Annotated in this window: 12 protein-coding genes; 3 read left to right on the top strand and 9 right to left on the bottom strand. The window is 37.6% G+C overall.

From position 1 onward, the window contains the following. The first annotated feature begins 1 nt into the window (after position 1). Together G466_RS0101195 and G466_RS0101190 are read left to right on the top strand one after the other, a co-directional pair. Positions 2-2218, top strand: a complete 2217-nt coding sequence (locus G466_RS0101195; protein ID WP_157373783.1) for a carbohydrate binding family 9 domain-containing protein — start codon at positions 2-4, stop codon at positions 2216-2218. A gap of 69 nt (positions 2219-2287) precedes the next feature. After that, a complete protein-coding gene (locus tag G466_RS0101190; RefSeq protein WP_051315493.1) occupies positions 2288-3532 on the top strand; it encodes an ATP-binding cassette domain-containing protein in 1245 nt (414 codons plus the stop codon). Between the two features lie 51 nt (positions 3533-3583). On the opposite strand, the gene secDF is transcribed toward G466_RS0101190, so the two are convergent. Continuing rightward, positions 3584-6559 (bottom strand): protein translocase subunit SecDF, encoded by a 2976-nt coding sequence (gene secDF, locus G466_RS0101185; RefSeq protein WP_026811989.1) that lies wholly within the window; start codon positions 6557-6559, stop codon positions 3584-3586. A gap of 171 nt (positions 6560-6730) precedes the next feature. Continuing rightward, entirely contained in the window at positions 6731-7657 is a 927-nt protein-coding gene (gene mdh / locus G466_RS0101180) for a malate dehydrogenase (protein ID WP_026811988.1), read from the bottom strand. 297 nt (positions 7658-7954) lie between these two features. Here mdh and G466_RS0101175 point away from each other — a divergent pair, with 297 nt between their 5' ends. Next, positions 7955-8143 carry a hypothetical protein gene (locus G466_RS0101175; RefSeq protein ID WP_026811987.1) on the top strand — a complete coding sequence of 63 codons (189 nt, stop codon included), beginning with the start codon at positions 7955-7957 and terminating at the stop codon, positions 8141-8143. Between the two features lie 340 nt (positions 8144-8483). Here G466_RS0101175 and G466_RS0101170 read toward each other — a convergent pair whose 3' ends face one another. The 7 genes from G466_RS0101170 to gyrB all read right to left on the bottom strand — a co-directional run bounded on the left by G466_RS0101170 (position 8484) and on the right by gyrB (position 18762). Continuing rightward, a complete protein-coding gene (locus G466_RS0101170) occupies positions 8484-11624 on the bottom strand; it encodes a DUF3427 domain-containing protein (protein WP_026811986.1) in 3141 nt (1046 codons plus the stop codon). Continuing rightward, on the bottom strand, positions 11624-12007 hold the full coding sequence (locus G466_RS0101165) for a (deoxy)nucleoside triphosphate pyrophosphohydrolase (protein ID WP_026811985.1): 384 nt from the start codon (positions 12005-12007) through the stop codon (positions 11624-11626). The genes G466_RS0101170 and G466_RS0101165 overlap by 1 nt, the downstream gene beginning before the upstream one ends. A 384-nt stretch (positions 12008-12391) precedes the next feature. Next, positions 12392-13183 carry a hypothetical protein gene (locus tag G466_RS23010; RefSeq protein ID WP_051315484.1) on the bottom strand — a complete coding sequence of 264 codons (792 nt, stop codon included), beginning with the start codon at positions 13181-13183 and terminating at the stop codon, positions 12392-12394. A 260-nt stretch (positions 13184-13443) separates the two neighbouring features. Further along, a complete protein-coding gene (locus G466_RS0101155) occupies positions 13444-13848 on the bottom strand; it encodes a hypothetical protein (protein ID WP_157373782.1) in 405 nt (134 codons plus the stop codon). Positions 13849-14798: 950 nt separating this feature from the next. After that, the gene (locus G466_RS0101145; protein WP_026811983.1) at positions 14799-15164 is read right to left on the bottom strand and encodes a DUF2200 domain-containing protein; all 366 of its coding nucleotides are present in this window, start codon (positions 15162-15164) and stop codon (positions 14799-14801) included. 328 nt (positions 15165-15492) lie between these two features. Then, complete coding sequence (locus G466_RS0101140; RefSeq protein WP_026811982.1) at positions 15493-16500, bottom strand: DUF6588 family protein; 1008 nt, start codon at positions 16498-16500, stop codon at positions 15493-15495. Positions 16501-16806: 306 nt separating this feature from the next. Continuing rightward, on the bottom strand, positions 16807-18762 hold the full coding sequence (gyrB, locus tag G466_RS0101135; RefSeq protein ID WP_026811981.1) for a DNA topoisomerase (ATP-hydrolyzing) subunit B: 1956 nt from the start codon (positions 18760-18762) through the stop codon (positions 16807-16809). Positions 18763-19108 lie beyond the last annotated feature (346 nt).

The raw sequence follows: 19108 nt of genomic DNA, 5'->3' as shown, positions 1-19108 counted from the left end.
AATGAATGTAGACATTAAAAAAGCACTAACCTTCTTAATAGCCCCTAAAAGCATAGGTCTCACTTGCATGATCTGCCTCCTTTCATGCTCACTTACTGCCCAGAAAAAAAATGGGTCGTATCGCTTAAACATTAAGAAAACTACCCTCCCGATTACCATAGACGGCATTGGTAACGATGCAGCATGGCAAGATACCGATGTAGCCGCCGATTTTTTTATGGTACTGCCCATGGATACAGGAAAAGCGAATGAACCTTCGGAAATCCGCATGACCTATGACGAACACAACCTGTACCTATTGGCTACGTTTTACAACACCACCAAAGGGCCCTACTATGTAGAGTCCTTAAGACGGGATTTTAGTTTTGGGAAAAATGATAATTTCCTACTATTTCTAGACCCTTTTAACAATCAGACCACTGGGTACTCTTTTGGATCTAATGCTGCTGGCGCACAATGGGACGGTACTATGTACGATGGTGGCAGCGTGGATCTTAATTGGGATAGCAAATGGGTTTCGGCAGTGACGAGTGATGCGGAAAAATGGGTATTTGAAATGGCCGTTCCATTTAAATCCATTCGCTATGAAGATGGGGTTAAAGAATGGGGCATTAATTTCAGTCGCTTAGACCTAAAATCGGGCGAGAAGTCGAGCTGGACACCCGTTCCCCGACAATTCCCCACCGCTTCACTAGCTTATACGGGAACACTGGTCTGGGACACCCCACCCCCTTCACCCCGTACTAATTTTTCTATCATTCCCTATGGTTCTGCGAGCGTAAATAGAAATTTAGAAAGTAGCGACGACACGGAATTCGATAAAAAGATTGGCGGCGATATTAAGTTCAGCCTTAGCACCTCCTTAAATTTGGACCTCACCGTTAACCCAGATTTCTCTCAGGTAGAAGTAGATAGACAGGTAACGAATCTTGATCGCTTTGAACTTTTTTTTCCTGAAAAACGGCAATTCTTTTTAGAGAACGGAGACCTGTTCGCCAACTTCGGATACGCTACCATACGTCCTTTTTTCTCTAGAAGAATAGGTTTGGGCGTCCCCATACAGGCAGGAGCAAGAGTCAGTGGCAACCTTAATAATAAGTGGCGAATGGGGTTAATGGATATGCAAACTGCCAGCGTGGAAGAAACAGGGCTTCCTAGCCAAAATTTTGGGGTACTCTCCTTACAACGACGAGTATTTTCGCGCTCTAGCATTGGGTTAATAGTAGTAAACAAGCAATCAATACATTACCCACATGATACAGATTCCCTAAGAACCCTTTTTCCTAAATTTAATAGAAACGTGGGCTTGGAATACAATTTGGCCTCCCCAAATAATCAGTGGACAGGAAAAGCATTTCTTTTAAAATCTTTTAGCCCCAACAAGGTGGGTAATGGGATTACCCAAGCTGCACACTTAGAATATAAAAGCCGTAAGTGGAATTGGCGCATACAAGAAGAAGCTGTGGAAAACGATTATACTGCCGAAGTGGGCTTTGTTCCAAGGAATGGGTATATAAAAATCTCCTCCCATCTTAGCCGCCTATTCTTCCCCAAAAAAACCAACATCTTAAGCCACGGGCCCAAGGCAAGTACAAGCTATTTCTTTAATGAAGAATTTGACCGTACAGATAACATCAACCTATTTGAGTATCTATTTAGTTTTCGTGACCGATCTAGCCTAAATTTTTCGATATCCGATGAGTATGTAGAACTATTAGCGCCATTTGACCCTACCAGGGCAGATAAGGCCACGTTAGATATAGGCACCAAGCACCATTGGAATGCCTACATGATCGATTTTATCTCTAAACCGCAGAGTATGTTCACCTATTCCCTGGGCGGAAGATTTGGAGGATACTACTCCGGGGGAAACAGAACAAGCCTTATTAGCGAAATAGGATACCGATTTCAACCTTTTGTAAGCTTAAGCAGCAATATAAGCTATAACCACATTCACCTACCGGCACCATGGAACAATACAGCATTTTGGCTTATTGGTTCTGAAGTGGATATTACCTTTACCAATAAATTATTTTTCGCTACCCTTTTCCAATACAATGAACAATCAAAGAATTTTAATCTAAACTCCCGATTTCAATGGCGCTACAAGCCCGCGTCCGACTTATTTTTAGTATACAGCAACAATTACTTAATTGAACCATTTGAAGGTAGAAACTGGGCATTGACATTAAAATTCACTTATTGGTTTAACAACTAAGACTAATTAGTATTTACAAAGCTTATTTATTTAATTATAGGTACGATAAAATATAAAATGAAATTTGCGATGACTCCTAAGACCCATTGGGCCATATTCACTGACAATAATTCCAAAAAGGAACAGTTTATTAAAAATTTAATGAAGGGAAAATTCCCTGATGCATTAAGCTCACTTTCTAACAAAGAAGGCGCCTTATTCTCCAAAATCACCTTAGAAGCCTTGGTAAATGAAGAAGAAAGGCACGATATAAAGATCATCACTAAAAACACTAGTCAACGCTTAAGCACCATGTCTAGCGGGGAGCAGAAGAAAGTGTTATTACGATATCTATTACAGTTGCAGCCCGACTTCCTAATCTTAGATAATCCGTTCGATAATTTGGACGTAGAATCACAACAAGACCTTAAAAAAAGTCTTCAGAAGGTGGGGAACAGTACATCCATCATACAACTTCTAAGCAGAAAATCTGATCTACTCCCCTTTTGCACCAATCACTTGATCCTTGAAAAATCGGAACTTAAAGAAGTGGAACTGGTTAAGGAAAATTCGGAAGAAGAATACAATCACTTCACCCCATTTAACGGACAGATCCCACTCCCCTATACACCCACCGATTTTCACGATCCAATACTAATACAATGCAAAGGGGTTTCTGTGGAATACCCTGGTAAGAAAGTATTGCATAATATTAATTGGACGATTAAGGCAGGAGAATTTTGGCAATTAAAAGGTCGCAATGGAAGCGGCAAGTCAACCCTTCTCTCCATGATCACCGGAGACAATCACAAGGGGTACAACCAAGAGCTCTACCTTTTTGGGAAACGCAAAGGAAGTGGGGAGAGCGTATGGGATATCAAAAAGAATATTGGCTATTATTCGCCAACCATGACGGAGAACTTCTCTGGCCTGCACACCGCTTTTAACATGGTTATTTCGGGCCTTAACGACTCAATCGGACTCTACCTTCGGGCAACCGAAAACCAGAAGGCCTTGGCCAAAAAATGGCTTTTACTTTTAGCCATGTGGCATTTAAGGGATATCAATTTTGCTGAGCTTACCACAGGACAGCAAAGGATGATCATGACCGCAAGAGCTATGATAAAACACCCACCTCTTTTAATCTTGGACGAACCTACTGCGGGATTGGATGACGAGAGCGCTACGCTCTTCATTTCACTGGTAAATAAGATTGCCAATGAGACCAGTACGGCCGTTGTATTTGTATCCCATAGAATAGAGCCTGGCTTACAACCACAATATAGCTATGAACTAAGTCCGGGTCCAAACGGATCGGTTGGAAAGATATTATAATACAAAAGGCCGCTAAATTAGCGGCCTTTACTATTTCAATTAATATAGCTTTTACTTCGCTATTTTGTCTTCTTTAACTGATTTGTCTTTTTTAGTCAACAAATCGTACATTACAGGAGTTGCAATGAACAAGGAAGAATAAGTACCTATTATAATACCCACGATCATTGCGAACATAAATCCTCTTAGCGATTCCCCTCCGAAGATAAAAATGGCCAATAACACCACCAAGGTGGTTAAAGAGGTATTCAATGTTCTACTCAAGGTACTGTTAAGCGCCAAGTTGGTATTCTCTCCAGCTTTCCATCCTCTTTCGGCTACAATTTCCCTAACACGGTCAAACACTACCACGGTATCGTTCAGTGAGTAACCAATTACGGTAAGGATAGCAGCAATAAAGGCTTGATCTATTTCCATGTTAAATGGCATTAGTTTTCCAAAGATGGAGAATACACCTAATACTACCAACACATCATGCGCAACTGCTGCAACCGCTCCTAATGAGAACTGCCACTTACGGAACCTAAACAAGATATAAAGGAAAACTACTGCTAACGATCCTAAGATTGCCAAGAAGGCATTTTTCTTAATATCATCTGCAATGGTAGGTCCAACTTTAACAGACTGTAAGATTCCTATAGACTTATCTCCACTACCGATAACAAAGTTATCAAAAGCGGTACCGTCTGGTAAATACTTCTGAAGGGAAGTATATAATTTATTCTGGATTTCGCTATCTACTTCCAATCCTTCTTCCTCTACTTTATAAGCAGTGGTGATCTTTATCTGATTAGCATCACCAAAAGTCTTCACATTGGTTCCACTACCAAATACATCATTAAGCTCAGAAGCAATCTCTGAAGGATTAACAGCCTTTTCAAATCGAACTGTATAAGATCTTCCTCCAACAAAATCAACCCCTTGCTGTAATCCCTGCGTAAATAAAGAGATTAAAGCTACTGTAATCATTATTGCAGAGAACACATAAGATATCTTTCTTTTAGATAAGAAATCAATATTGATATTTCTAAATAGGTTCTTGGTAATAGAGGTAGAGAAATCTAAATCCCTTCCTTTTCCAGAAGAATACCAATCTACCAACAATCTTGTAATAAAGATGGCAGTAAATAGAGAGGTTACAATACCTATAAGTAAGGTAGTAGCAAATCCTTTAATAGGACCAGAACCGAATATGAATAAAATAAGTGCTGTAAGACCTGTTGTAATGTTGGCATCCAAAATAGAGGAAAGTGCATTTCCAAATCCGTCTGCGATAGCCAAACTACGCCCTTTACCTTTTGCCAACTCTTCTTTAATTCTCTCGAAAATAAGCACGTTCGCATCCACAGACATACCTATGGTTAATACGATACCTGCAATTCCAGGAAGCGTTAGCACTGCATTTAAGCTCACTAATACCCCAAAGATCAATAGGATGTTTAACAACAAAGCGATATCGGCAAAGATACCTGCTTTACCGTAGTAGAAAACCATCCATAACAATACAATTGCCATAGCAATCATAAAGGAGAAGAAACCACTGTTAATTGCCTCTTGACCTAAAGAAGGACCTACAATCTCTGACTGTACGATCTCTGCAGAAGCTGGTAATTTACCGGCTCTTAATACGTTAGCGATATCCTTAGTTTCATTTATGGTAAAGTTTCCGGTAATTTCGGAACGACCTCCAGAAATTGGACCAGAAGAAACACCAGGTGCGGTATACACTTTATTATCTAGAACAATAGCAATACCGGTTTGGTTATTAAAGGCATCACCAGTTAATTTCTCCCATTCTTTTGCTCCTCTAGTATTCATGGACATGGATACCGCGGGCTGGTTAAACTGGTCAAAAACATCAGCAGCATCGGTAACAACGTCTCCACTGATTCTTGGTGTATTTTCCCTGTTCGATTTTAAGGCGTAAAGGTCTACTACTTCAGCACCTTCACTAGGACGCTCCCATAGGAACTTTACAAACTGAATATCGGTAGGAATCAATCTACGGATTTCCTTCATTCTTAGGTATTCCCCAATAGTGGCAGTATCTTTTATAGCTGCACTTACCAAAGCATTCCCATTAGGATTGGCTGGCAATAATAGGCTGAAAAGTGGATTTGCTGCAGGTGAGAAGTCATCTGCATCCTGAGTAATGTCTGATAATAAAGAATCCAATTCAGATTCTGGCTTAGCCGTTACATCTGGAGTTTCTACTTGTACTAAGGTTTTTAAACGCTCGTTGGCAGCCTGCAAGAAATTACCAAGGCTAGGATTGCTTGGCTTATAGGTTTCCCAGAATTCCAATTGTGCGGTACTAGATAAAAGATCCTGAGATCTTGCGATATCTCTAGCTCCTGGAAGTTCTACCAAAATACGGCCAGAATTTCCTTCTCTTTGGATATTGGGTTGGGTAACTCCAAAGCCATCAATACGCTCTCTCAATACTTCAAAGGCAGAAACAATAGATTCGTCAATTTTGGTCCTGATGATTGGTTTAACCTGATCATCGGTCATCTGAAAATTAACGGCATCACTTAAATTCTTATTGGCAAAGATTTCTGGAGAAGCCAATTTGGTATCCCCTTTTATCTTGTCAAAGGCAGTAAAGAACAGCTCTACATAAGGAGCATCGCTATTTCTAGATGCAAGATCGGCATCCGCCAAAGCCTTGTTAAAAACAGGATTCTTGGTATTGTTGGCAAGGCCTTTCAATATATCCTTAACGGAAATCTGAAGGGTAACATTAATTCCACCCTTTAAATCCAGACCTTTATTAAGTTCTTTTTTCTTGGCATCGTTGTAGCTGGTATATCCCAAAATGGAATTATCCCCTATAGAGTCCAAATACTGTGCTTGTAGCTCCTCTCTTTTGGCAAGATAGTCCTCTTCGGACTCCGAAACACGATTGGTAGCAAAGACAGTGGCATCCTTTTCTACTTTATTGGTAATAAAAGTGTAGGATAGCTGGTAAATACTCACTAACCCAAACAAAAAAGCGAAAAGCTTTATAAGTCCTTTATTCTGCATTGGTTGTATAATTTATGATATGGTATTCCTAAATAGCGTGCAAATATATTATTTCCCATAGGAACTAACAATATATTTGGATAATTTATAAAATAAGGGCATCCTCCCACTTCCGATGAAGCTCGGAAACCAATGGAAAGGATGCCCTGAATTTATATCAGCGCCCGTGTTTTATACTTCTAAGAGGTCGTTCGTCTTTCTAACCCCTTCGGCACTTTCTTGCATTTTAGCTTTTTCTGCCTCAGTTAATTCTATGTTTACAATTTTCTCAATACCGTTTTTACCTAAAAGTACAGGTACTCCTATGCAGATATCCTCCAATCCGTATTCCCCTTCCAAAAAGGCAGAACAAGGAAACATTTTCTTTTGGTCGCAAGCAATTGCCTGTACCATAGCAGATACGGCAGCACCTGGTGCATACCAAGCACTAGTTCCTAATAACTTGGTTAAGGTAGCACCTCCAACCTTAGTATCTTCGGCCACTTGGTTTAAGCGCTCCTCAGATAAAAACTCGGACACTTTAATACTGTTTCTAGTTGCATGAGCAGTTAATGGCACCATTCCGGTATCGCTATGTCCACCTATTACCATCCCGTCTATATCCGAAATTGGAGCCTCTAAAGCCTCAGCCAATCTGTATTTAAAACGGGCACTATCCAAGGCACCACCCATACCAATAATTCTATTTTTAGGAAGATCGGTAGTTTTATGTACCAAATAGGTCATGGTATCCATAGGATTACTCACTACCATTAATATTACGTTAGGCGAATGCTCTATTAGGCTAGCGGCAACACTTTTAACAATTCCTGCATTAATCCCGATTAGCTCTTCACGAGTCATCCCAGGTTTACGCGGAATACCTGAAGTAATAACAGCAATATCACTACCTGCAGTTTTACTGTAATCATTGGTAATCCCTGTAATTTTGGTATCAAAACAGTTTAAAGAAGCGGTTTGCATAAGGTCCATGGCTTTCCCTTCGGCAAAACCTTCCTTAATATCCAAGATTACAACTTCCGATGCAAAATCCTTTATTGCGATGTACTCTGCGCAACTAGCGCCAACAGCACCTGCCCCAACTATGGTAACTTTCATTATAAGATTATTTTTTAAGATTAATTTTCAATCTCCCAAAAATACAGATTTTATACAGAAAACTATGAAGTAGAATGGTTAAACCCAATAAAATTTCCTCCAGGAGGATACACATTAGGAATTTAACGAGATAAAACCCGAATATCAATACATTAAGCGCTCAAATAGTATTAGCACCTATTGTTTATGCCGTTCATCTATAAAGCGTTAAAGTATAGCGCAATACATCGGAAATACACAATAGATCCAAATTGATAGCGTTAAACTTAAAGACCATAAATAGGAAAAACCAACAAGATGAAAAAAACGTATGCATTTATAGCGCTTATTGGCATTCTGGTTTCCGCTAATTTCACTAGAATAACCGTGGACAATGATCCTGGTAAGACAGATGAGATGAATGAGGTGGCAATCACCACAGGGGAGTCGGACAACGGCACGGCATTTAATGAAATAAAAGCGAACCTATTAGCCAATCGCGAATAGGGTTACTAAGATAATGATGCACAGTAGGGTAACATTTTAGCCCCCCTAAACCCTGTTGCGTGTAAAACCGGTATGTCCCATAAGATTTCTTGTGGGGGTATCGGTTTTTTTGTGGCCTAAATAGGCGTTTCGCTAGGGGGCGGGCTATGCGCTGCAAGTCCACGCGAGTGCCTTGCTGCTGGCTTTTCACTACTATCCCTAACGCAGGAAGGGTTGGTTTATTGAAAATTTAGGCTGATAATTTCACATTGTACAAAAAGTCGTTTTGTTCAAAGCTTTATTTTTTAACGCACGTTTTATGTTTATTAGGTTATGATTCAGAGATTTAAGGGCCAAGAAATTAGCCAACAGCCATTTTAGCAGATGTATTCCATAGATATTGAGGCATAGGCTCACTTAAATGCCAATTTATACTTATCGGTTTAGAACCATAATGATCTTGAATATTACCCTCTCCTATAAATACGTAACCCATTGTATTTCCAAACTCGTCTTTTGCTTTTTCACGAACAAAAAGTAGAATCTTTTTGTTGAGCTTCTGATGATTAATATAGGTTAAACCTTTTCCATGGTCAACTCTTGTTTGATTTTGACTTTGCCAATGAAATAATGTTTCACTAATTGCGTAATCATTATACATTGTGGTAGGTGAGAAGTCTTCTTCAGATTTAATGAGGTCTATAAACAGGATTTCGGTATTAAGTGTTTTATTCTCAGCTACACCTTCTCTATTAGAAGATTTTTTATTGAATGTACTAAGCCCAAAAGCTGCTAAAATCTGGTCTCTAGTATACCTTGAATGTAATTTTAAAGGCTGCTTATATGGTAGTTCAACATCTATTTCTTTGAAGCTAATATTATCAAGAAGAATCTCTAAAACTTCAATAATTTCCTTAACCAACACTCTATTTTCTCCGATTTCTTCAATACTTTTATTTATTGATTCAAAACCTTCAGAACCTTTCCAAACATCGTAATGCAACATCAGTAGCATAACTTTTTCTTCCTCATTAAATAAACTGTAGTTAGGCTTAAAATTTTCTTTCGCCAGCTTTAATAAAAATTGAAAATAACTAGTGGAATTAGTCGACAACCATTTTCTTAAGATAGTAGAAACGACTTCTTTCTCGTTGTGGCTATCAAAATCTTCATGTTTTCCAGCTAGATGAAGAAGCCTTTTCCAACTGCCTCTTTTATAAATCGTCTGCAAACTAAGATTATTAAAGGCTATAAAATTAGCTAGCGTAAGAGGTAAAGTTGTTTGATGTTCAAAATTCTGAATCTTTTGCATAAGCTGCCTTTTATTTACAGTAGTTGCAGCAATAATATTTTCTAGAATACTTTGTTTCGCCTTTTTTTCGAGAACAATTGAGCATCCTAATGGTAAATGAGGGAAGTTGTCCTCAATTTCTTTTTGAACTGGCGTTGTGGTTTTACCTATTAACGCCCTAAATTTATTTTCAAAATTATATTCTGGTCTTGCATTAGCGACAAAATCTAATACCGTTAAACATTCTTTGCCGTCAGACAATCTAAGTCCTCTACCTAGTTGTTGAAGAAAAACCGTTAAACTTTCGGTGGGCCTTAAAAACAGCACGGTATCGATTTCAGGAATATCAACTCCTTCATTAAATATGTCAACAACGAATAAATAGTTGATTTCTTTATTTCGCAACTTTCTTCTTATATCTTCCCTCTCTCTCGAGTTTTCACTTGTTAGATAATGAGCTTTTAAATTAGCTAAAGTGAATTTTTCAGCCATATATTTAGCGTGTTCAATAGTCACACAGAAGCCGAGAGCTCTTACATCATTAATATCTCTCAGATATTTATCTACGTTGCTAATCACCTCACCCACACGTCTGTCATTTGCTAAATATAATTTAGTTAACTCGCTTGGCACATATCGTCCATTTTCCCATCTAACTTTAGATAAATCTATACTATCTGAAATACCAAAGTATTGAAATGGACATAGAAGTTTTCTGTTTAAAGCTTCGGGTAATCGTATTTCAGCAGCGATTCTATCACAAAAATCTTCTAAAATATTTTCATTATCCATCCTCTCAGGAGTAGCGGTTAACCCTAAAAGAACTGTTGGTTTAAAATGATTAAGTATGGGACGATAACTTGACGCAGCAATGTGATGAACTTCATCAATTATAATAAAGTCATAAAATGTAGAACTTAAAGAAAGTTCCTCAATTTTATTCTTTAAAGTTTGAACTGATGCAAATACAAAATCGAATTTATCTGGTTGCATACCATCCACCCATAATTCACCAAAATTATTGTCTTTTAATACTCCCCGAAAGGTTGAAGCAGCCTGGGTTAAAATTTCTTTTCTGTGTGCTACAAATAGAAGTTTTGCTGATTTATTTTCTTGTTTGAACTTTTTATAATCAAATGCTGAAATAACAGTCTTTCCTGTTCCAGTAGCTGCTACTAAAAGATTTTTATGTCGGTTATGAACAGTGCGTTCAACGTCCAAGGTTTCCAAAATTTCTTTTTGGTAGGGATAAGGTTTTAAGTCGAAAAAAGCCAAATTACTAATATCTTGCTGTGGCTTTATTCCAGACCTTAAGGACTCAATCAATTTGTCAGAATGAATTTTGTCATCAAATAATTCGAATTCATTATTTTGCCAGTAAGCTTCAAAGGTTTTTTGAAATTTGTCAATGATGTGCCCAACTTCTTTGGTTGTAATTTTAAGATTCCATTCCAAACCATCTGTTAATGCAGTTCGTGAAAAATTTGAAGAACCAATATAGCCTGTGTGAAACCCTGAATTGCGATAAAAGAAATATGCTTTTGCGTGCAATCTTTCGTTACCAGTATTATATGAAATTTTAACTTCAGTATTTGGTAGATTTGATAGTAATTGGATTGCCTTATAATCTGAAGCACCCATATATGTAGTAGTGATAACTCTTAACCGTCCACCTCTTTCTGTAAATTCCCTCAGTTCTCTTTCAAGAATTATTATTCCTTTCCATTTAATAAAAGATACGAGTAAATCTACTCGATTTGAAGACAAAATCTCCTTTTTTAATTCGCTTTCTAAAGACAAGCCGACATTTCCACCTGTAAATAATTCGCTGTGTGTTAGTCTTGTATATGGGGTTATTTCTTTTAAGTGTAATTCTAAATCAGAAAAATGGGCATCAGTTTTTTCGAATACAGCTTTTAGAATTCGCCCTTCTGCTTTTACAAGATCATCTTCAATAAGGTCATTATCTATTTCATCTTTTAAAACACCTATAATTTTATTAGCAATTTTAATTTGATTTTCAATTGCGTGTTCACCCTTGATTAATGATAGAGCATATCCAATTGTACTATTAAGGTGTTTGGACAAAACTTGTGCCGCTTCTTCTTTATCAATTGCGGAATCCTTAATGTAAAATTTATTTATTTCGAGGCTTTGAAGTTTGGAAGCGACTAGCTTAGTTATTAACTGCTCGTAAATGCCTTCAATCATTACACAAGTGTTTTTAACTCCTCAATAAAGGGAATGTCAGCTTCCGCAAAATCATGATTTATTAAGTCCTCAGATTTGACAAATTTGAAATCTTTATGCTCTAAAAGAACAATTTCACCTCCTATAAAATCACATAAGTAGGCAGTTAATTTTATTTTAAATGAACCATAATCGTGAATGTTAGAAGACAATCTTTTAAGAGGAATTATTTCAACATTTAATTCTTCTTTAATCTCTCTTATAATAGCTTGCTCTTCGTCTTCCCCTTCATTTAACTTACCTCCAGGAAACTCCCATTTTAAAGGTAATTTCATTTCTTCACTTCGTTGGGCGATAAGAATTTTGTCATCTTTTACTATTATAGCACAAACTACTTCAATCATTATTCAAATGCTTAGTATTTAATTTTAAATTATTTCTGGTGATTTAGCTTCACTAGGGCTCTGGCGAAATCAATAAATAATGTAAAAGCTTTCGTGAAAAATTATTTATCGTCTGAATGCTTAATAGCTTAAGGTCACTTTAATGATATTCTCATCCATAGCCTAAATCAAGTTAATTCTAATTACATCTTCTGCATACATCTAAGTCATATCACTTCCTACAATTTATCAAACATTCAAAACCTCAAGCGAACAAGATACTAAAATATAAGAATGTCGTCTGTTTTTTATCGCACTAAAAGCTCTTCATAACCAAATCGGAAATTTCTAATGAACCAACGTCAGTATGTGTGATTTATTACAAAATAGATAATGCATTACCCCTTACTCCCCTTCAAACGCCACATCCATATCGAAAAACCTTGGATTGTTCGTGATCTCAAACAGGTTTCCTGAGATTTCTATTCCTTTAAAATCAGACAAAACTCTTGCATTCTTATTGCTGACCGCCTTTACTTTGTAAGGAAACGTATACCTATTCTTAAAGCGGACCAACTCTACCATAGGACTATCCGCCGTAATAGTGGTGTCCTTTTCTTTTTCCTGCTTTTCCAAAGCTTCCTGTGTTATCCGCAATGAAAACCCCTCTCTACTAAAACTCGTGATAAAAGATGTATTAAAATCAGGAAAGGCACTCTCCGCTTTTCCCTCTTCCCCATCTTCAATGTCTGCGGATTTACCCGTTGATAGTACTCCACTAAACATACTGAGTTCATCAAAATTCTGACCTTTTAACTTGTCTCCAAATGCCAGTAAATCTTCCTGATCCTTAAAATCGTATTTCAATTTCATCTCTAAGGTATTGGTCACCGTATCCGATTTCATAGACAAACTAAAAGGCTCCAACTCCTTAATCTTATCCTGGTCTTCCTGACTTAATTTGGCAATACTATCTTTTTTTAATTCTATATAATCGGCAAATACAAGTAGGGTGTCAATTTGTTGACTGGTGAAATCCTCCTCCGAACTCAGCCCCATTTTCATCATCTCGGACATATCAAAGCCAAGGCTATAGGTACCACTCCCATCGGCATTAAAATGGGTTTCTTGAACAATTTCACAACTGGCTAAAAGGAGTAACGAGAATAAGAAAGAGGTGACTTTAAAGATTTTCATGTATAGTTGGTTTTGGTTGGTTTGGTAGATAACCACAAAAATCGGCTTAAGAGTATGTTTATGCCAGTAACTGGCAGGCCATTCACTCTTAACCAATTATTATGGTAATAATTGAACAAGATAACTAAAGAAGGAGAATGTACAACGCCCAATAGCAACTAGTTACATAATATAATTTGGAAGTATAATCTATGCCTCCCACTACAGAAAAGGAAGGAAATAAATTTTCGTTGGATTGAAATGATCTTGGTTACAAACATTTAATTATTTATTTCTGCGCTAACTCCTTTTTGCTTGATAAAGGAAAAAATAAGGAACCCTCCAAATACTGTTGCAAATACACCAGCTATTGAGGCAAAAGGGGTAACGTCTGAAATAAGCGGCGTAAAAAAGTATTTAAAACCTCCTACCCCCATAAAAACAAGCACGATCGCAGCTATTACGAACACGTAACCGAAAAACTTAATTATACCAGGATACCTCGATTTGCTAGCAGTAAGGAAAAATAGAACCCCAAAAACGAACCGCACTACTATGGCGGTGACATACAAAAAAGTGTTCGCCATATTATTCTCTATAAAGTCGAAAATATTATCAGGCTTCACAAGCAATAACACACCCGCGAGGAGCATTAGGATTTCGAACAATTTGATTAATAAAGTCATGCCTAGCCTGTTTTACTCTTCCTAGGTAACACCCAACAACAGTTAGCAAAAGGAAACCTCCGATGTGGACAATAACAATTATCCCAATTATCGTAGATCGCTATACTGCTTACCTTCTAAACAACATAAAGTAGTATGAGAAGCCTAGCACTCTTTTACGACCTTAACATCGCCACCTAAACTTTACAATGCACAACATAGCCCTACCAATAAGCATAAATCCAACAAAAAAATAATTTATTTTTTCTTAAAAGGGAATGTACAATGAAGGATATTACCAGGCGTAAAAGCAAAACCACAGTGCTATAAAACAAAAACTCCCGAAAAGTCGTTTTCCGGGAGTCTTTTGTCTTGTAAAAGGGTCTAAATGGAGTTCATTATAACAGTGCGTATCTCACACACTACGGATACCACCTTTCACCACAACCTACTTATTAATAAGCGTCAATTGGCCCATTAGGTTAATTCGTTAATGCCATGGTTTTCTATGGATCCCCAATTATTATTTTTTAGCTTTCTTATCCCTCTTTTCCGCTTTTTTCTCTTTTGCAGTTTTAGCGGGTTCTTTTTTTACGTTCTTCTTTGCGTCTTGACTCTTTGCCATGATATAATCTTTTAAATAGTTTTTCTATACTCTTAAACACCAACAGTCTTTCTGTTGGCTTATTTTTAGGTTTCAGTTGAACCTAGCATACAGCTAATTACAGTATATAAGGCACCAGAAATCCATTTTTAAATATACTAATAATAACTATAGGTTCGTATAAATTATAATTTGGTCTTTCTATTCCTATATTTGGAGGTAATTAATATAATTCCGATTGAAATCATCTGGCAAGGTGAGAACTTATTTCTCCATGTTACCTTTGGCTAAAACAGATTACAAAATCGGCAGTGAAGACCGAAATAGGCTATACATAGATATTAGCTAGCGTACTTTCCCTTTTCTTCTATTTAGCACGCAGGATCTTTTCCATTTTTCTTCCTTTTCCCAATTCATCTACTAGCTTATCCAAGTATCTTACTTGTTTGGTTAAAGAATTTTCAATTTCTTCTATCCGATACCCACATATGACACCCTTAATAAGAACTGCTTTAGGATGTAGTGTTGCTTTTTGGAAAAAGACTTCAAAAGTAACTTTCTCATTGATGAGCTCTTGTAATTTATCGTCATCAAAACCCGTAAGCCATTCAATTACTTGATGCAACTCTTCAATGGTCCTGCCCTTTTTTTTCACTTTTGTGATATAATGGGGATACACAGAAGCAAAAGTCATTTTCGCTATACGTTCATAGTGTTCTGGTGACGTTTTCATTTCTTTTTATTTAATACTTCTTAAAATAACGATTTATTTCCTTGGGGAAAAATCGATGGGTTTAGCCATTGAGTGCTATTGTATAATGTTTATTCTAAGCTTAGCCTTCCCTAGCACAAGAGAGAGGTGAATTTCTTTTACATCTTCATAAATCTTATAGGGATTGCCTATATTATCTTCAACTCGTTATTTAAGGTCTCGACTGTGCTCGACCTTGGCAAGTAAGCCTCGTCTCCCTACTCAATCCTAATATCGCAATACTATTCCACAAAAAAAACCGATCACAGCTATTCCATGATCGGTTTTTTAACTTATTTTGAAAGGCAATTTACCTAAACCCGAAGTTCACTCCAACAGTTAGGTTATTATAGTCAGCAAAGGTATAATCGGCGTTCAGCCTAAAGAAGCCCAGTTTTAACTTAGCTCCCAAAGTAGCAGCCATTCCGTCTACTTTTCTAATAAAACTAAAGGGATCCACGTAAGTTTCTGACTGAAGTGGTCCAGAACGAACATGGTAAGTACCCAATACATCGGTAATAGATTTCCCGGAAACATACCCAATTCCACCATAAAAGTTAATAATCTTTAATTTGGTAGCCGCTACTGCCTGGAAATTCCACACCTCCATCCCCACATCTATATGTTGATCACTTCCATCTACCACATTGGTATTCGTAAAATTATAGGATCCATTTAAATGAGTATATCCAATGACGGCAGAAACAGCTACGGGTAATGCATTTTCTGATGTAAACCACTGTGTAATCTCATGTTGCAATCCTATTCCATACAGGCCTATATTTACGTCTTCGGCAGCTATCTTAGGTAAAAATCTAGCTTTTATTTCCAATCCCTTAACCAGTCCAACACCAACTTGCAAAAACCCGCTAGGAATAAAATTAATCCCTTCCGAAGCCAAACCAGTAGGAAGATCAAACTCTTCTCTTGTACTAATGCCCAAAAACTCTCCTTCTACATATACCCCAATTCCTTCTAAATCTCCCAAAGCGGTAGATACACGCTTAGACATACTTCCATCTTGGAATCTTAGGTTGTCATAATCCGCAGTATTCAATTGAAAGATCTTCTTATCATTCTTATAAGAAGTCATATTCCCAACTATAGCAATCTCAAATCCACCTAAAGGTTTCGCGTCGGCAGAATTGTACCAACCATTAGCCAAACTATACAAAGCACCTTCCGAGACTGGTGCCAAATAATTATCGGTAAACTTTTCAGCATCATCTATTCCTGCCGCAAAGATTTCATTTACATTGGACTGGGAAAATCCGGCAAAACCAATGAACAAGCATGCAGTTGCAATAATATATTTCATAATTAAGATTTGTGGTTACTATTTTTGGGCAAATTAAATGAAATTACTCCTGCGCAAACAAATTAATGTTGTAAAATCTTACATTTAAAGGGTGTAAGGGCAATAACAGCGAGTAAACTAATTTATCTCAGCTTATTAAAAACAGGGATTCCAGAAACACAATTATCGAGCATCTTATTTTTTCATCATTTTAACGCTGTAAGCCACCCATTTAACGAATTCAAATAAAGAGGAATACCATACTCCCATAACAAAAAAAACCTGCACTCATCGTGCAGGTTTTTATATCATTAAAATCAAACTTTCTTATACGTCTATATTGGCATAAGAGGCATTTTTCTCAATAAACTCTCGTCTTGGCGGCACCTCATCGCCCATCAACATAGAGAAAACCCTATCTGTTTCTGTAGCATTATCAATATTTATTTGTCTTAGGGTCCTAAATTCCGGGTTCATTGTGGTATCCCACAATTGCTCGGCATTCATCTCTCCAAGACCTTTATATCGTTGTATACCAACACTACCTCCAAAGCTCTCTGCAATCTCATCTCGTTCCGCATCACTCCACGCGTATCGCTTTCTAGATCCTTTTTTAACCAAATATAATGGAGGCGTAGCAATATATACGTGACCTCCTTCTATCAACTCCCTCATATATCGGAAGAAGAATGTTAAAATTAAAGTTTCAATATGGCTACCATCCACATCCGCATCACACATGATTACTACTTTATGGTAACGTAATTTCTCTAGGTTAAGCGCTTTACTATCTTCTTCGGTTCCGATAGTAACTCCCAATGCAGTATAGATGTTTTTAATTTCCTCATTTTCGAAAACTCTATGGGTCATAGCTTTCTCTACGTTAAGGATTTTACCCCTTAGAGGCAAAATTGCTTGAAAGTTTCTATCTCTTCCTTGTTTGGCAGTACCACCCGCCGAATCACCCTCCACAAGGAATACTTCACACAATGAAGGATCTTGCTCCGAGCAATCCGATAATTTTCCAGGAAGACCTCCTATACTCATCACCGTTTTACGCTGGACCATTTCCCTCGCTTTAGTAGCGGCATGTCTAGCCTGAGCGGCCAAAATCACTTTTTGAACAATTATCTTGGCATCATCTGGATGCTCCTCTAAATAATTGGTTAGCATTTCGGATACCGCCTGACTCACAGCAGAAGAAACCTCTCGGTTTCCTAATTTGGTCTTTGTCTGACCTTCAAACTGCGGCTCTTGTACTTTTACGGATACAATAGCGGTTAATCCTTCTCTAAAGTCATCACCCTGTACTTCAAACTTCAACTTATCCAACATCCCCGATGCATCCGCATACTTCTTAAGGGTAGTTGTTAATCCTCTTCTAAAACCAGAAAGGTGTGTACCTCCTTCATGGGTGTTAATATTGTTTACGTAGGAGTGAAGATTTTCAGTATAAGAAGTGTTGTAAATCATAGCCACCTCTACGGGAATATCATTTTTCTCGCCTTCCATAGCAATTACGGTGCTAATTAGCGGTTCCCTGTTTCCGTCCAAGAATTTTATAAATTCCTTTAAACCTTCCTCAGAGAAAAATCGCTCACTAACAAACTCACCATTTTCATCTACTTGTCTCCTATCCGTAAGCGTAATGGCTAAACCTTTGTTCAAGAAAGCCAATTCGCGCATTCTGTTTCCTAAGGTTTCATAGCTATATTCTATCGTCTGGGTGAAAATAGTATCATCGGGCGAAAAAGTTACAACCGTTCCTCTTTTATCGGTCTCTCCTACCCTTTTTACAGGATAGAGCGCCTTTCCTTTACTGTATTCCTGCTCCCAAACAACCCCGTCCCTATGAACGGTAGCCTTTAGGTGCTTGGACAAGGCATTTACACAGGACACCCCAACACCGTGGAGCCCACCAGAAACCTTATAGGAATCTTTATCGAACTTACCTCCAGCTCCGATTTTGGTCATTACGACCTCCAATGCGGAAACCCCTTCTTTTTTATGAATATCTACTGGAATACCCCTACCATTATCCGTAGTGGTAATAGAATTGTCTTCGTTAATTATGACTTCGATAGAATCGCAATGGCCACCCATTGCTTCATCAATGGAGTTATCCACTACTTCATATACCAAATGATGCAACCCCCTTGTACCAACATCCCCAATATACATTGATGGACGCATACGTACGTGCTCCATTCCCTCTAGGGCCTGTATACTATCTGCAGAATAATCATTCTTTTTATGCTCTTCGTTTTTTGCTTCTTCGCTCATAAATTAATACTTATTTCATTATAATTTTAGCAATCCTACAAATATAAGCAATACCCCGTAAACTATAAGGTTGTTACGGGTATTAGTTGGATAGTTATCAACAAAAAATGTGCAAAACCTAGGCCCCGTCCGTAAGTTGAAGGTTATTTGCTAGAATTTGGTCATTTGCAGCAGCGCTATGTAGTTTAAAGGTGTGAGGTGATATTGCCCATAAGAAAACTATAGATGTATCCAGATAATCGCTGAATTAAAGTCTTGCAGCTTATTTATTCGGTAGTAATGGATCGCAAAAGTCCTTATAGCATCTCTCTCCCATTTTTTGGATCAAGCTCAAAAGTTGTGGGAG

The organism is Arenibacter certesii DSM 19833 (genome assembly GCF_000429545.1).
Taxonomy (GTDB): Bacteria; Bacteroidota; Bacteroidia; order Flavobacteriales; family Flavobacteriaceae; genus Arenibacter; species Arenibacter certesii.
Note: the sequence above shows the minus strand (reverse complement) of the source record. Positions and strands in the feature narration are given on the sequence as shown.

What these genes read in the sequence shown, in the direction of transcription:
- G466_RS0101195 (WP_157373783.1), top strand. Translation starts at nt 2, where the DNA reads ATGAATGTAGACATTAAAAAAGCACTAACCTTCTTAATAGCCCCTAAA.
- G466_RS0101190 (WP_051315493.1), top strand. Translation starts at nt 2,288, where the DNA reads ATGACTCCTAAGACCCATTGGGCCATATTCACTGACAATAATTCCAAA.
- secDF (WP_026811989.1), bottom strand. Translation starts at nt 6,559, where the DNA reads ATGCAGAATAAAGGACTTATAAAGCTTTTCGCTTTTTTGTTTGGGTTA.
- mdh (WP_026811988.1), bottom strand. Translation starts at nt 7,657, where the DNA reads ATGAAAGTTACCATAGTTGGGGCAGGTGCTGTTGGCGCTAGTTGCGCA.
- G466_RS0101175 (WP_026811987.1), top strand. Translation starts at nt 7,955, where the DNA reads ATGAAAAAAACGTATGCATTTATAGCGCTTATTGGCATTCTGGTTTCC.
- G466_RS0101170 (WP_026811986.1), bottom strand. Translation starts at nt 11,624, where the DNA reads ATGATTGAAGGCATTTACGAGCAGTTAATAACTAAGCTAGTCGCTTCC.
- G466_RS0101165 (WP_026811985.1), bottom strand. Translation starts at nt 12,007, where the DNA reads ATGATTGAAGTAGTTTGTGCTATAATAGTAAAAGATGACAAAATTCTT.
- G466_RS23010 (WP_051315484.1), bottom strand. Translation starts at nt 13,183, where the DNA reads ATGAAAATCTTTAAAGTCACCTCTTTCTTATTCTCGTTACTCCTTTTA.
- G466_RS0101155 (WP_157373782.1), bottom strand. Translation starts at nt 13,848, where the DNA reads ATGACTTTATTAATCAAATTGTTCGAAATCCTAATGCTCCTCGCGGGT.
- G466_RS0101145 (WP_026811983.1), bottom strand. Translation starts at nt 15,164, where the DNA reads ATGAAAACGTCACCAGAACACTATGAACGTATAGCGAAAATGACTTTT.
- G466_RS0101140 (WP_026811982.1), bottom strand. Translation starts at nt 16,500, where the DNA reads ATGAAATATATTATTGCAACTGCATGCTTGTTCATTGGTTTTGCCGGA.
- gyrB (WP_026811981.1), bottom strand. Translation starts at nt 18,762, where the DNA reads ATGAGCGAAGAAGCAAAAAACGAAGAGCATAAAAAGAATGATTATTCT.